Genomic DNA, 14,106 nt, shown 5'->3' on the forward strand with positions numbered 1-14,106 from the left:
TTCGCCTTCTTTTTCATTCCTGTACGCCAGAGAACAGCCTTGGATAGTTAATTTTAAATATGAACCCTCGATATATCACCCGCAGTAAACGATTGTGGAGGGATTCGCATGAGCGAATACAAATTTATAAAGTGGTTTGAGGAACTCGGAAAGGGCGACGTCGCTCTTGTTGGCGGAAAGGGTGCCAACCTTGGAGAAATGACCAACGCCGGCATTCCGGTTCCGCCCGGCTTCTGTGTCACCGCCGAGGCCTACAAGTACTTCGTCGAGAACGTCAAGCTCGAAGACGGAAAGACCCTCCAGGAGTGGATTATGGGCGTCATCGCCGAGACCAACGTCGATGACTCCAAGCAGCTCCAGGAGAACACCGCCAAGATCAGGCAGAAGATAATTGAGCTCCCGATGCCGGCAGAGATAGCCGGGGAGATCGAGAGGGCTTACAAGGAGCTCTCCCAGAGGTTCAACAAGGAAGCGGTTTACGTTGCCGTCCGCTCTTCTGCCACCGCCGAAGACCTCCCGGAGGCCAGCTTCGCCGGCCAGCAGGAGACCTACCTCGACGTCTACGGCGTTGATGACGTCATAGACAAGGTCAAGAAGTGCTGGGCCTCACTCTGGACGGCCAGAGCCACCTTCTACAGGGCCAAGCAGGGCTTCGACCACAGCAAGGTCTACCTCTCAGCCGTCGTCCAGAAGATGGTCAACAGCAAGACCAGCGGTGTTATGTTCACCGCCAACCCCGTCACCAACAACAGGAACGAGATCATGATCAACGCCAGCTGGGGCCTCGGTGAGGCCGTCGTCAGCGGCAGCGTTTCCCCGGACGAGTACATTGTTGAGAAGGGCACCTGGAAGATAAAGGAGAAGTACATCGCCAAGAAGGAGGTCATGGTTGTCCGCAACCCTGAGACCGGCAAGGGAACCATCTACGTCAAGGTCGCCGACTACCTCGGCCCCGAGTGGGTTGAGAAGCAGGTTCTCACCGAGGAGCAGATCATCGAGGTCGCTAAGATAGGCGCCAAGATAGAGGAGCACTACGGCTGGCCGCAGGACATCGAGTGGGCCTACGACGCCGACGACGGCAAGCTCTACATCGTCCAGAGCAGACCGATCACCACCCTCAAGGAGACCGAGACCGCTCAGGAGGCCGCCGAGGTCGAGGAGGCCGAGGTTATCCTCAAGGGTCTCGGTGCCTCACCGGGCATCGGTGCCGGTAAGGTCGTCGTCATATTCGACGCCAGCGAGATCGACAAGGTCAAGGAGGGAGACGTCCTCGTCACCACCATGACCAACCCGGACATGGTCCCGGCCATGAAGAGGGCAAGCGCTATCGTCACCGACGAGGGTGGAAGGACCAGCCACGCCGCCATCGTCAGCCGTGAGCTCGGTATCCCGGCCGTCGTCGGTACCAAGGAGGCCACCAAGAAGCTCAAGACCGGCGACTACGTCACCGTTGACGGAACGAGGGGTGTCGTCTACAAGGGCATAGTCAAGAGCCTCGTCGAGAAGAAGGAGGAGGAGAAGGCCGCCGGTGGACAGGTCGTTGTCGCTGGAGCTCCGCTCATCACCGCGACCAAGGTCAAGGTCAACGTCTCCATGCCTGAAGTTGCTGAGCGCGCAGCAGCGACCGGCGCCGACGGTGTTGGACTGCTCCGCGCCGAGCACATGATCCTCACCATCGGCAAGCACCCGGTCAAGTTCATCAAGGAGGGCAAGTTCGACGAGCTCGTCGAGAAGCTCGCCGACGGAATAAGGACCGTTGCCGCTGCCTTCTACCCGAGGCCGGTCTGGTACAGGACCCTCGACGCCCCGACCAACGAGTTCAAGGAGATGCCTGGTGGAGAGGACGAGCCGGACGAGAGGAACCCGATGCTCGGATGGCGCGGAATCAGGAGGAGCCTTGACCAGGTCGAGCTCCTCAAGGCCGAGTTCACCGCCATCAAGAAGGTCGTCGAGGAGGGCTACGACAACATCGGCGTCATGCTCCCGCTCGTTGGCCACCCTGAGCAGATCAGGAAGGCCAAGGAGATAGCCAGGGAAGTTGGCCTCGAGCCGCACAAGGACGTCGAGTGGGGAATAATGATCGAGGTTCCGGCCGCTGCACTCATCATCGAGGACCTCATCAAGGAGGGCCTTGACTTCGTCAGCTTCGGTACCAACGACCTCACCCAGTACACCCTCGCCATCGACAGGGACAACGACAGGATCGCCTACCTCTACGACGAGAAGCACCCGGCAGTGCTCAAGCTCATCGAGAACGTCATCAAGGTCGCCAAGAAGTACGGCGTCGAGACCAGCATCTGCGGACAGGCCGGCAGCGACCCGAAGATGGCCAAGATACTCGTCAGGCTCGGCATCGACAGCATCAGCGCCAACCCCGATGCCGTCGAGCTCATCAGGAAGACCGTCGCCCAGGAGGAGCAGAAGCTCATCCTCGAGGCGGCTCGCAAGAGGCTCTTCGAGTGAAGCCTCTTCTCTTTTTTATTCGTTTCTATCGTTTTGAAAATCGGGCGGCGTTTCTCCCGGTAAAGGGGAAGTTTTAGTCGCTGGCTCTTTTATCCACGATAAGCTTTTTATACCAACGTTTCGATAGCCATCTCAATGAGGCGTGAAGTAGAGGCGATGCGCGACCAGATTGTCAGCGGACCGATAGTGAAGACGCTCATCCTGTTAGCGTACCCGCTCATCATAAACCAGCTCGTCCAGGTTCTCTACAACCTCACCGACACGTACTGGCTCGGAAAGCTCGGGAGGGAGGAGCTGGCCGCACCGGGGACGGCGTGGCCCCTGGTCTGGTTCTTCATGGCCATCGGAATGGGGTTTGCCACAGCAGGCTTCGCCTTCGTGAGCCAGTACGTCGGGGCAAAGGAGTACGATAAGGCCAACCGCGCCGCTGGGGGGCTGTACTCCCTCATGATGCTCTTCGCGATAGGGGTCGGAATATTCGGGGTCATCTCTGCACCATATCTGCTTGACTTCATGAACGTGAGCGAGACTGTGTACCCCTACGCGCTCAACTACACCCGCGTCATCTTCGCCGGCATACCATTCGCCTTCACGCTCTTCGCCTTCAACTTCCTCCTGAGGGCCATAGGGGACACCAAAACGCCCGTTAAAATAAACATAGCCACCGTGCTTCTGAATCTGGTTCTGGACCCGTTCCTGATATTCGGCTGGGGGCCGTTTCCGGAGCTCGGCGTCATCGGGGCCGCGGTTGCGACGATGTTCTCCAACAGCCTCGGCTCGCTCGTCGGCGGCTACCTCCTCTTCAAGGGGAAAGTGGGAATACACCTAACGGTGGAGGAGCTGAAGCCGGACTGGGAGTTCTACAAGCGCATTTTCAGGGTAGGGATACCCTCAAGCGTCGGTTCATCCACCACAGCCCTCGGCTTTGTCATTCTCACAAGGATAATCTTCACTCTGGGCGGCCGGTTCGGTGAGGCCGATGTGGCCTTCGCGACCTACAGCATAACCAACAGACTGACCAACTTCATGTTCGCCTTCTCGGACGGCATAAGCATGGCGATGGGGACGATGGTGGGCCAGACGGTCGGTGCGAGGTTCTACGAGAGGGCAAAGGTCATAGCGGAGAAGACGATGGCGATAAACTTTGCCATTCTGAGCCTTGGAACGCTCCTCTTTGCCTTCTTCCGCGTGGAGATATTCAGCTTCTTCATCAACGACCCTGCGATAATAGCCGAGAGCGCAAAGGTGGTTAAGTACTTCTCCGCCTCCCTGCCCTTCTTTGGCATATTCTCGGCGGTGAACAACGTCTTCCAGAGCTCCGGACACACCAAGAAGAGCATGCTCCTCAGTATGCTCCGCCTCTGGGGGCTGAGGCTTCCCCTCAGCTACGGCCTCGGAATCCTCGTGAAGGACACGGCAGGAATGTGGCTGGGGATGGGCTTAAGCAACGTTTTGGGGGCGGTTGTCGCTCTCATCTGGTTCCTGACCGGGAGCTGGATGAGCCGCATCATAGAGGAGAAGGGGTAGCTTTATATATCACCGTTTCGATTGCGGTCTGATTGCACATGAAGAGCGAGAAAATCCAGAGGATGCGCGATGAAATACTAACCGGGCCCATAGAAAAGACACTTCTCGTTCTGGCGGGCCCGCTCATAGTCAACAACCTAGTCCAGGTTGTCTACAACATAACCGACACCTACTGGCTGGGAAAGCTTGGCAGAGAGGCGCTCTCCGCTCCCGGGACTGTATGGCCGATAATCGGGACGTTGATGGCCCTGGGAATAGGTTTTACCACGGCGGGCTTTGCTTTTGTCGGGCAGTACATAGGTGCGGAGGAGTACGAAAAGGCCAACCGCTCGGCCGGGGCTCTCTACTCGCTCATGACTTTCTTCTCGGTGGCAACTGCGATAGTGGCGCTCCTGATACTCCCATACGCGCTCCATTTCATGCGGGTTAGCGAAAACGTCTACCCCTACTCCCTCACCTATGCCACGATAGTTTTCTTGGGCCTGCCCTTCTCCTTCGCGTTCATGGCATTTTCGGCCCTCATGCGAGCCACCGGTGATACAAGGACACCGGTTAAAATAACCCTCCTAACTGTTGCGATAAACATAATCCTCGATCCGCTCCTCATCTTCGGCTGGCTCGGCTTCCCCGAGATGGGGGTGGCTGGAGCGGCCCTCGCAACGGTCTTCGCCAATGCTGTTGGGGCGGTGATAGGGCTCTACCTCCTGTTCAACGACCGCGTGGGGATAAGCCTGAGCCTTGAAAGCCTCAAACCGGACTTCGAGTTCTACGGCAGGATCTTCCGCGTCGGCCTTCCCTCCAGCATAGGACAGTCGGCGAACAGCTTCGGCTTCGTCATCTTGACAAGGATAATCTTCGGTTTCGGCGACGTCACCTACGCGGCGTACACCATAACGACCAGACTGGTCAACTTCCTGACGAGCATCTCCCGCGGAATAAGCATGGCGATGGGCACCATGGTCGCCCAGAACGTCGGTGCAGAGAACTACGGGCGGGCGAAGAAGATAGCGGAGCGCACGATGATCATAAACTTCGCCATAGCCACCCTTGCGGTTCTGGTGATTGGAATCTTCCGCGTGGAGGTGTTCCGCTTCTTCCTCAACGACCCGGCGGTGATAGAAGAGAGTGAGGTAGTTCTTAAGTACTTCCTGATCTCTGTGCCCTTCTTCAATGGTATCTTTATAGTCGTGAACAGGGTCTTCAGCTCGGCCGGGCATACCAAGAAGAGCATGGCCCTCGGGATATTCCGCCTCTGGGGGCTGAGGATACCCCTCAGCTACGCCTTCGGTTACTTGGAAGCGATAACTGTTCTGGGTGTCACAATACCACTGGCGAGCCTTTTCGACTTCACCAGCAGGGGGGTCTTCTTCGGCATGGGCATGAGCAACTTCATAGCGGCAATAGTGGCCCTCGCCTGGTTCCTGCGGGGGACATGGATGAGGCGCATTATCGAGGAAGAGTCAAAAAAGTGATACATCACTGGCAAAAATTGGCAGGCGGAAGTCTAATAAACCCAGCGCCTAACGAGCTATGGTGAGACGCATGAAGAGGGACGAACGCTGGGAGGGTGTCTACTCCTTCGAGGACAGCCCGTTCATAATGGAGATTCTGACGGAGCTTCGCGACGAGAGGACGGGGCCGATACCCTTCAGAAAGGGTCTCGTCAAGCTCGGTCGCTACATGGCCTACGAAATAACGAAGACGATGGAAGTGGAGAGGATTCCTGTGAAGACCCCGCTGGAGGAAACAGAGGGAATCCGCATAAAAGACAGACGCAACGTAGTCATAATAACCGTTCTCCGGGCGGCGATACCACTGATGGAGGGGCTTATTAAGGTCCTTGACCACGCGAGGGTTGGAATAGTCTCGGCCTCCCGCGGAAAGGCCCCGAAGTTCGAGATAGAGATGAAGTACGTCAAGGTGCCGCAGGTTAAGCCAGAGGACACGGTCATAATAGCCGACCCCATGATAGCCACCGGCTCGACGCTCATCAAGGTCCTTGAAGAGGTCAAGAAGTACGGGAAGGCCAAGCGTTACGTCATAGTCGGCGTTCTGGCGGCGCCGGAGGGCATAAGCAGGATAAAGGCCGCCCATCCGGACGTTGAGATGTTCGTGGCGGCGATAGACAGGGAGCTCAACGACCACGGCTACATCCTGCCCGGTCTTGGAGACGCCGGCGATAGGGCCTTTGGAGCGCCGATTAAGATTTGAGGTCTCCTCTTTCGGTTTTCTCCCCGCGGGGACGTTAAATTTATAAGCCAGCCTTTTGTTATTCCTTTTGAAGCCCGCAGTGCGCGGGGGTTGCCGAGCCTGGTCAAAGGCGGTGGACTCAAGATCCACTCCCGTAGGGGTTCAGGGGTTCAAATCCCCTCCCCCGCACCATTACAACCCTTTGGTTCGCAAAGCGTTGACGGAAAGATTGCGTGCTTTCTGAGAAACTCAAATCTTCAAGGGGTTTACTCATTAATTGCCATTCCCTGAGTGTTTGCTCTACTCAAGGCGTCCTACGGACACCAGAACAAAACGCAAACCTGTTTAGAGGGCTTTTTTGGAAGTAAACCCACGCTTCAGCAGGGTGTTGAAACGTGCACGCTAGTACTATCGCCTATTTATGAGAAAGGGAACTCTTTTGGTCAAGCTTTTAGAAAAAGCCTGCTCTGTACTCTCAAACCCCCGAAATGGGGTTTCGCCCCACAACCCCACTTTTCTCTAAAACCTGGGAAACTACGTTTCCCCGCCTTCCTTATTCATTAATCCTCTGGGGGACTAACGTCCCCACACCCCCAGTAACTTCGCCTGCGCGAAGTTTGATCAAGGTTCGTGATTCTTGTTTAAAATGACAATCTTGGTTGGATTTCTCTTTGACTACAATGGGAACCATACCGCAGAATCCAACGTTTGATACTTAACTCCTAGAGGAAACCCAAAAATAAAGAGCCCTGGAAAGGAATCATGAACTTTGGTGAAACTTTGAATAACAAAGTTTCAGCGCTCCAGCCTCTTGACGCCGTCCTTGGTGCCGACGAGAACTATGTCGGCTATGTCGGCAAAGATGCCGTTCTCCACCACGCCAGGAATGTTGTTGAGTTCTATCTCAAGGTCAAGCGGGTCATCTATGCGGTGGAACCTGGCGTCGAGAATGAAGTTGCCGTTGTCCGTAACAACAGGACCATCCTTCTTGCTCGCCATCCTGAGCTCCGCTGTTGCGTTGAAGACCTCTATCTCCTCGGCTATGGCACGCCAAGCCGCTGGAATCACCTCTATGGGAACGGGCATCTTCTGGCCGAGTCTCTCAACGAGCTTGCTCTCGTCAACGAGAACGAGGAACGTTCCGGCACGGTATTCGATTATCTTCTCCATGGTGAGGGCAGCACCACGGCCCTTTATGAGGTTCAGGTGGGGATCAACCTCATCGGCGCCGTCGACTGCTATGTCTATCGCATCGACTTCGTCCAGACCGACCACAGGGACGCCGTTCTCGAGGGCGAGGAGCCTGGCCTGATACGAGGTGGGAATGCCGTAGACGTCCTCGAGCTCCCCCTCCATGATGAGCTTGCCCAGATACTCGATAAAGTATGCAGTGGTGGAGCCAGTGCCAAGGCCGACTACCATGTCATCCTCAATGAACTTCAGGGCCTCCTTGGCAACCGCCCTCTTGAGCTCCTCCATAGACTCACCCCATCACCGTTCCGTTCTGCGTGAGTTGATAAAGCAGGCTCTGGTTTGAATAGAACTGGGGCTGGAAGTTGACCATCAGGGTGTAGCTGAGCATGGTGAAGTAGAGCCAGAACAGGAACCAGCCGAAGAAGGCCTTCCTTAGTATCAGGCGCTCCTCCTCGATGTCGGGCGGCAGCTCCTTTATGATGGCCATGACAACCTTATCAATGATTAGGAACATGGCGATGCCTATCATCCAGCCGTACTGGAACTTTGCGGCGGCAATGCCACTGACCAGGCCACAGATGAGTCCCCACAGGTAAACTGAGAGTGAAAACTTGTGTTCAATTGCCAGCTCCACGTTCTTCACCTACGCTTAGCTTTAAAAAGACCTTTTAAAACCTTTCCGTTATCCCGACAGTGTCTCCAGGAACTTGCGGCCCTTATCGGTCAGCCGGTAGTAGACGCGCCTGCCCTTTCTATGGGATTCACCTATCAGACCCAGGCTTTCAAGCTCACGGAGGTGCTGGTAAACCGCCTGATACTTCAGGGGCTTCTCAAGGGCCTCCCATATCTCGTAGCCGTACATGACCCTCTCACCGAGAAGCCTCAGGATATCGAGCTTCGTCCCCCCTATGCTGAACTTCTCCCGGGTTTCGGAGTAGTGTCCCTTGAGGCCGGAGCTCGTCACAATGAGCGCTATCCTGTCGTCCCTCTCAAAGTACCCCTCCTCCGCCAGCTTGAGGAGGGCTGGGACTATCACCGCCGAAGCGTACTCCGCGAAGATTCCCTCTCCGGCGAGCAGCCTCTGTCCTAGGTCAAGCTCATCCTCGCCGACCATCACGGCGGTTCCGTCGGTTTCGTGTATGGCCCTGAGCGCGAGCTCCTTCATCACCGGGTTCTTCACGTAGAGTGCCAGCGCCTTGGTTGGTTCCGCCCTTGGTTCGACGCCCAGAACCTCGCTCGCTATAGGGGAGCATTTCTCAGCCTGCACCGCTATGAGTCTGGGCATTTCCTCAATGGCCCCTATCTCCATTAGCTCAACGAACCCCTTGTAGATGCTGTAGAGGTTGCTTCCGCTACCGGTTGGAACCACCACGTGGGTCGGGTTCAGCTCCTCCCACAGCTCGAAGGCGAGCGTTTTCTGCCCTTCCAGGCCGATGAGGTTGCTCTCAGGGGTGACGTTGTAGAGCCCCCTGCCCTCGGCCAGGCCTTCGGCATAGCTTATGCCCTCATCGACGCTCTCACCGTAGCGGATCAACTTGGCACCAAAGGCCACTATCTGGTTCAGCTTACCCTGCTCAACCAGCTTTGGGACGACGGTATAGGCGGGTCTTCCTGCCCGCGCAGCATAGGCCGAAAGGGAAGCGGCGGCGTTTCCGTTGCTTGCCACAACAAAGCCATTCTCGGCGTAGGGCATACCGTAGGAAATGGCCACCGTTACCAGTCTGTCGCGGAATGAGCCGGTTGGATTCCTGGTTTCGTCCTTGATGAAGACGTTCAACCCGAGTTCTTCACCGAGTTTGGCCTTCAGAAGGGGCGTTCCACCCTCGTTCAGGCTGATTACATAGTCCACACCGGGAAGAAGCTCCCGGTACTTCCAGACACCGGGCTTTCTATTTTTCCAGGCGGAAACGTCCACGGATTCGTAGTCGTACGTTATCCTAAGCGGCTCACCACAGGAGCAGGTTGGGGGGATAAGGGAGGAGTAGAGCCTCCCACAGCTAGGACAGCGAACCTGCATCGGCCATCACTCAAACAGTCACTTAAGCCTTATCGCGTCCAGGTTGTTGGGGGCGCGGGTCGAGATTCCGAACTTCTTGTGAATGCTGGTGCTCAGGTCAAGGCACTTGTGGGGCTCTCCGTGAACTGTTATTACCCTCTCAGGCCTCGGCCTCAGGCGAGCGATGTAGCTGATGAGCTCCCTCCTGTCTGCGTGGCCGGAGAAGCCGTCGATGGTGTGAACCTCCATGTTCACCTTGACGACTTCGGTCTTTCCGCCCTCTCCGACCAGCGGAATCTCTCTCAGGCCCCTCTGAACCTGCCTTCCAAGCGTCCCCTCGGCCTGATAGCTGACGAATATCATGCTGTTCTTCGGGTCCGGGGCGAGCTGCTTGAAGTACTCCACGCTGGGCCCGCCGACGAGCATGCCAGAAGTTGCTATGATTATCGCCGGTTCGCCACTATCTATTATGTCCTGCCTCTCGCGCGAGTTTGCGACGCTCTTGAATATCGGGTTCAGGAACGGGTTGTAGCCCTCGTGGAATATCTGCTCGCGCAGGTGCTTGCTGAGGTACTCCGGGTAGGCGGTGTGGATTGCGGTGGCTTCCCATATCATTCCATCGAGGTAGATGGGCACATCTATGCCCCCGACGCGGGCGTACTCTTCAAGGACCATCATTATCTCCTGCGCCCTGCCGACCGCCATGGCAGGGATGAGAACCTTACCCTTCCGCCTGATCGTCTGGTGGATGACCTCTATCAGGCGCTTCTCGGCCTCCTCACGCGGCATCTGGTAGTCGTTGCTTCCTCCGTAGGTGGACTCCATGATGAGGGTCTCAAGGCGCGGGAACCTGCTGACTGCCGGCTCGAAGAGCCTCGTCGGGATGAACTTGAAGTCCCCGGTTATGGCTATGTTGTGAAGCCCGTTGCCTATGTGGAGGTGGACTATCGATGAACCGAGTATGTGGCCGGCGTTGTGTAGGGTAAGTCTCATGTCCGGTGCGATGTCGCGAACCTCGCCGTAGTCGAGGGTTATCGTGTGCTTGATGACCTCCTTTATGTCCCTCGGCCTGTAGAGCGGCTCGACACCGTTCATCTGCTGTATCTCGATGAAATCCTGCTGGAGGAGCACCATCAGGTCCCTGGTCGGGGGAGTCGTGTATATCGGCCCGTCGAAGAGCTTGTAGCGGAAGAGGTACGGGAGCATTCCGCTGTGGTCGAGGTGGGCGTGGGTTATGATGATAGCATCGAGTAACCCGGCATCGAGGACGTACCTGAACTCGGGCGCGTCAAAGTGCGGAAATGCCTTCTTGGGGTCGCGGAGGGCGGCTATGTTAACACCGAAGTCCACCAGAACGTAGCTCTCGTTTGTCTGGACTAGGAGGGCACTCCTGCCGACTTCGCGGAAGCCTCCAAGGCTGGTTATTCTAATCCATTCGCTTTTCAGCTCGGGTTTGCGGTAGATGTTCCGGCCGACCTGGCGGAGGAACTTTCTCCTGTCCCTCGCCTCTGCCTGGAGTATCTGCCTTATCGAGTATATGGTCTGGCTCTGAAGCGGCGGCGTCCTTATGACGCGGGGTGCCCAGTGAACCCTCTGGGTTATCAGGCGGAGCGTTTCGCCGTTCTTCCCTATGACCAGACCGGGCTTTTTGGCCTCTATGAGGACCTCACCAACGGACGGGTCAAAGCTTATGTTGGTTATCTCGGCCTCCGCCGGGACTATCTGTTTTATCATCTCCTCTGCCCTCTCGGGGGGGAGGAGGACTTCCGGGTCTGGGCGGACGCTGATGCGCTTCTTGAGAACCTTGGCGAGGTTCTTGATGAGCTCACCGTCCTGCATTATGGCCTCGGGGTTCTTGACGTATATGACCAGTTCCGGCCCTTCGAATTCGACATCCGTTATCCTGGCCTCCCTAGGAACCATCTGGCTTATTACGGCCTTTATGTCGCGTAGAATGTCATCAACGAAAGTTTCTCTCCTTATCAAAGTCACCACCTCACTTTAGAAGAGCCCCTATCTCCTCCTTGCTCAGCTCCCTGTAACCGTCTTTCGTCACGGTAACCAGGGTTATTCCATCCCCAGTGAAAACATCACGCCTTGTGGCTATCTTTATCGCCTTGAGGGCAAGCTTAATGCCCTCCTCAAGCTTCATGTCTTCGCCATAGCCATCCTCAAGAACCGCGAAGGCAAACTCCATTCCCGATCCCGCGGCGGTAAACCTGTCCTCGGTAACACCGCCGGCCATGTCTATCGAGTACAGTCCGGGCTTCTCGTCATAGCCCGCTATGAGAAACCACCCAAAGTACGGCATGAACCTGCTGCCGTGAAGGATGTTAGAAGTCAGCGTAGCAAGGGCCCTCACGCTCATCTCGTTCCCGACCTTGGCCCTGTACAGCCTAGCCTCGGCCCTCAGAAGCCTGACGAGCGAGAGGATGTCCCCAACGCTTCCAGCACCGGCCAAGGCCAAGTGGTCGTCTATCTGGAATACCTTTGTGACGTTCCCTGAAAGCACCATATTGCCGAGTGATGCCCTCTTGTCTGCCGCTAGGACGACGCCGTCCTTACATACAATGCCGACCGTAGTCGTTCCCTTTAGCTTTTCAGCCAATTACAACACCCCTGCTGGTATGTTTTTAGAATAGAAGAACCTCTACAACGCCAGTTTAGGGGAATAGTATTTAAAGGTTTCGTCCGAAGTGTACGTTTAGACGCAGTGGGGTGGTAGGATGAAGGAAGTTATTCTGGTCACGGGCCCGCCCCTCAACGGGCGCGACGAGTACATAACCGAGGCACTGAAGCTCGCAGAGGAGGAAAGCTACGTTTATTACCACGTTTTCGATTACATCCGGGAAGTAGGAAAGGAGCTGGGCGTCAAGATAACCAGAAAGAACGTCCTTGACTTCGCCATAAGCCACCAGGATTTGATGAACGAGATAAGGGACGAGGCCTTTAATAGAATAAGAAAGGAAATAGACAAAAGTGACCGGAAGTTTCACCTGGTTTCAACACCGAGCCTCTTCAGATGGGGAAGCGGGAGCGTTATCGGCTTCACCACGAGCAATCTGAAGCTTCTGAGACCGAACCGTGTAATAATAGTCCTGGACGACGTTCTATCCGTCAGAAGGCGCATCATCAACGACTCGGAGTGGTTCGAACGCTTCGGCCAGAACCCGGAGAACATCAAGCTCACCACCCTGGTCATGTGGCGCGAAGATGCCATAAACCACGTTAAAACCCTGATACACGAGCTGAAGAAGGAAGGCATCGAAGTTCGCTACATCCTCCAGTTCGGAATAAGACACCCCTACGAGGTCTTCCTGGACTTGATATTCCATGAGGTCGAGAAGCCGCTCGTTTACCTGAGCTATCCGATGACTGGCCACGAGGAGGAGTACTACCAGAGGGTTCGGGGATTCTACACCAAGCTGAGCAAACACTTCACGGTTCTCGACCCCGGGGCGCTGGACGACTGGTGGGTCGTTGCCGAGTACGATGCCCAGGTCAACAAAAATCCGGAGATAACGCGCATCCGCATCAAACACCTCCTGGACGGCGAACACGTGGAGGAGCTGGAGAGGGAGGACATAGAACAGGCGACGGACATACTGAGACGCCAGCTCGTCGAGAGGGACTTCAACCTCGTTGACGTTAGCAAAGCCATAGCAGTCTACCACTACGCTGAGGGCGTCTCTGCAGGGGTCATCAGCGAGATGGCCGAGGCCTACAGAACGCTGGCGGCGATATACCTCTACTACCCGTTCGACAGGAGGCCAAGCCCATTCATGGAGTTCTATGGTATGCAGAACCCGTCTAGGAGAACCATGTTCAAGGACGAGGACGAGATGATAAAGGTCATGGTCGAGGAAAAGGAGTACTGGGCAAAGGTGTGAGGGAATGGAAAATGAGAAAGAGGAAGGGCTTGAAATCGAGCTCGTAGACTTTCGAACCTTCCTCCACGAATTTTTTAGGGTTCTCTACTACGTTAAAAGCATCCTCCTGGGCCTCTTTATCATGATAGTTGTTTTTGGGGTGGTGCTGGCCTTCCAGGAATCCCTGAGCATCGGCAACGGAATTTATTTCGCATTCATATCCGCCTTCACCGTCGGCTACGGTGACATCACCCCAACAACGCCCATATCAAAGCTCCTCTGTGCCTTTGTACTGCCCATACTTGGAATGATAATGACGGGAATAATGGTCGCGGCCGCGATGCAGGCGATATCGAGGCTCTATCGGGAGCGAGCCAAAAAGCTCTAGAACTTTTCTGATAGCCTTACAGAAGGGCAGAAACGAAGAGAAAAGGGGAAGAAATCACTTCTTCACCCATCCGCGCCACTTCATGGCGTCGTAGACCCTCTGGACTGCGACGACGTAGGCAGCGTCTCTCATCTGGATGTTCTTCTCCTTGTGGGTGTTGTAGACGTCCCAGAAGGCCTTGGTCATCTTCTTGTCGAGCTTGGCCCTGGTGGTCTCGGTGTCCCAGTAGTCGCCGGTTATGTTCTGAACCCACTCGAAGTAGCTGACGGTGACACCGCCGGCGTTACAGAGGAAGTCCGGTATGACGAGGACGCCCTTCTCGTGGAGGATCTCGTCGGCCTCCGGGGTGGTCGGACCGTTGGCGAGCTCGGCAACGATCTTGGCCTTGATCCTGTCGGCGTTGTCCTTGGTGATGACGCCCTCGATGGCGCTCGGGGCGAGGACGTCGACCTCGAGCTCAAGGAGCTCCTCATTGGTGA

The 14,106-nt window shown here is 55.9% G+C and carries 12 protein-coding genes and 1 tRNA gene; 7 read left to right on the top strand and 6 right to left on the bottom strand.

The window, feature by feature from the left end:
• Positions 1 to 108 precede the first annotated feature (108 nt).
• From ppsA to F7C11_RS08505, 5 genes are all read left to right on the top strand, one after another.
• Entirely contained in the window at positions 109 to 2,463 is a 2,355-nt protein-coding gene (ppsA, locus tag F7C11_RS08485; RefSeq protein WP_297092766.1) for a phosphoenolpyruvate synthase, read from the top strand.
• Between the two features lie 135 nt (positions 2,464 to 2,598).
• Complete coding sequence (locus tag F7C11_RS08490; protein WP_297092767.1) at positions 2,599 to 3,990, top strand: MATE family efflux transporter; 1,392 nt, start codon at positions 2,599 to 2,601, stop codon at positions 3,988 to 3,990.
• Between the two features lie 38 nt (positions 3,991 to 4,028).
• Positions 4,029 to 5,462, top strand: a complete 1,434-nt coding sequence (locus tag F7C11_RS08495) for an MATE family efflux transporter (RefSeq protein WP_297092779.1) — start codon at positions 4,029 to 4,031, stop codon at positions 5,460 to 5,462.
• A 70-nt stretch (positions 5,463 to 5,532) separates the two neighbouring features.
• Complete coding sequence (upp, locus tag F7C11_RS08500; protein ID WP_297092780.1) at positions 5,533 to 6,201, top strand: uracil phosphoribosyltransferase; 669 nt, start codon at positions 5,533 to 5,535, stop codon at positions 6,199 to 6,201.
• A gap of 83 nt (positions 6,202 to 6,284) precedes the next feature.
• Positions 6,285 to 6,372: transfer RNA gene (locus F7C11_RS08505), tRNA-Leu, on the top strand.
• 603 nt (positions 6,373 to 6,975) lie between these two features.
• Here F7C11_RS08505 and rpiA read toward each other — a convergent pair.
• Genes rpiA through psmB form a run of 5 tightly spaced genes read right to left on the bottom strand, consistent with a single transcriptional unit; the run spans position 6,976 to position 11,978 of the window.
• Positions 6,976 to 7,659 (bottom strand): ribose-5-phosphate isomerase RpiA, encoded by a 684-nt coding sequence (gene rpiA / locus F7C11_RS08510; protein WP_297092768.1) that lies wholly within the window; start codon positions 7,657 to 7,659, stop codon positions 6,976 to 6,978.
• A 4-nt stretch (positions 7,660 to 7,663) separates the two neighbouring features.
• Positions 7,664 to 8,017: a hypothetical protein gene (locus tag F7C11_RS08515; protein WP_363316527.1), complete on the bottom strand. Its 354-nt coding sequence runs from the start codon at positions 8,015 to 8,017 to the stop codon at positions 7,664 to 7,666.
• Positions 8,018 to 8,056: 39 nt separating this feature from the next.
• A complete protein-coding gene (locus F7C11_RS08520) occupies positions 8,057 to 9,391 on the bottom strand; it encodes a pyridoxal-phosphate dependent enzyme (protein WP_297092769.1) in 1,335 nt (444 codons plus the stop codon).
• Between the two features lie 18 nt (positions 9,392 to 9,409).
• Positions 9,410 to 11,356, bottom strand: a complete 1,947-nt coding sequence (locus tag F7C11_RS08525) for a beta-CASP ribonuclease aCPSF1 (protein WP_297092770.1) — start codon at positions 11,354 to 11,356, stop codon at positions 9,410 to 9,412.
• A gap of 10 nt (positions 11,357 to 11,366) precedes the next feature.
• Positions 11,367 to 11,978 (bottom strand): archaeal proteasome endopeptidase complex subunit beta, encoded by a 612-nt coding sequence (gene psmB, locus F7C11_RS08530; RefSeq protein WP_297092771.1) that lies wholly within the window; start codon positions 11,976 to 11,978, stop codon positions 11,367 to 11,369.
• A gap of 118 nt (positions 11,979 to 12,096) precedes the next feature.
• Between psmB and F7C11_RS08535 the strand changes: the two genes are divergently transcribed.
• Together F7C11_RS08535 and F7C11_RS08540 are read left to right on the top strand one after the other, a co-directional pair.
• Positions 12,097 to 13,260, top strand: a complete 1,164-nt coding sequence (locus F7C11_RS08535) for a hypothetical protein (protein WP_297092772.1) — start codon at positions 12,097 to 12,099, stop codon at positions 13,258 to 13,260.
• Between the two features lie 4 nt (positions 13,261 to 13,264).
• A complete protein-coding gene (locus F7C11_RS08540; protein ID WP_297092773.1) occupies positions 13,265 to 13,627 on the top strand; it encodes a potassium channel family protein in 363 nt (120 codons plus the stop codon).
• 54 nt (positions 13,628 to 13,681) lie between these two features.
• On the opposite strand, the gene F7C11_RS08545 is transcribed toward F7C11_RS08540, so the two are convergent.
• Positions 13,682 to 14,106, bottom strand: a 425-nt coding sequence (locus F7C11_RS08545; RefSeq protein WP_394354846.1) for a Glu/Leu/Phe/Val dehydrogenase, incomplete at its 5' end; no start/stop codon positions are given.

The sequence above is a fragment of the Thermococcus sp. genome (assembly GCF_015521605.1).
Classification (GTDB): Archaea; Methanobacteriota_B; Thermococci; order Thermococcales; family Thermococcaceae; genus Thermococcus.

Coding starts and splice junctions, on each gene's coding strand:
- ppsA (WP_297092766.1), top strand. CDS start 109: ATGAGCGAATACAAATTTATAAAGTGGTTTGAGGAACTCGGAAAGGGC.
- F7C11_RS08490 (WP_297092767.1), top strand. CDS start 2,599: ATGAGGCGTGAAGTAGAGGCGATGCGCGACCAGATTGTCAGCGGACCG.
- F7C11_RS08495 (WP_297092779.1), top strand. CDS start 4,029: ATGAAGAGCGAGAAAATCCAGAGGATGCGCGATGAAATACTAACCGGG.
- upp (WP_297092780.1), top strand. CDS start 5,533: ATGAAGAGGGACGAACGCTGGGAGGGTGTCTACTCCTTCGAGGACAGC.
- rpiA (WP_297092768.1), bottom strand. CDS start 7,659: ATGGAGGAGCTCAAGAGGGCGGTTGCCAAGGAGGCCCTGAAGTTCATT.
- F7C11_RS08520 (WP_297092769.1), bottom strand. CDS start 9,391: ATGCAGGTTCGCTGTCCTAGCTGTGGGAGGCTCTACTCCTCCCTTATC.
- F7C11_RS08535 (WP_297092772.1), top strand. CDS start 12,097: ATGAAGGAAGTTATTCTGGTCACGGGCCCGCCCCTCAACGGGCGCGAC.
- F7C11_RS08540 (WP_297092773.1), top strand. CDS start 13,265: ATGGAAAATGAGAAAGAGGAAGGGCTTGAAATCGAGCTCGTAGACTTT.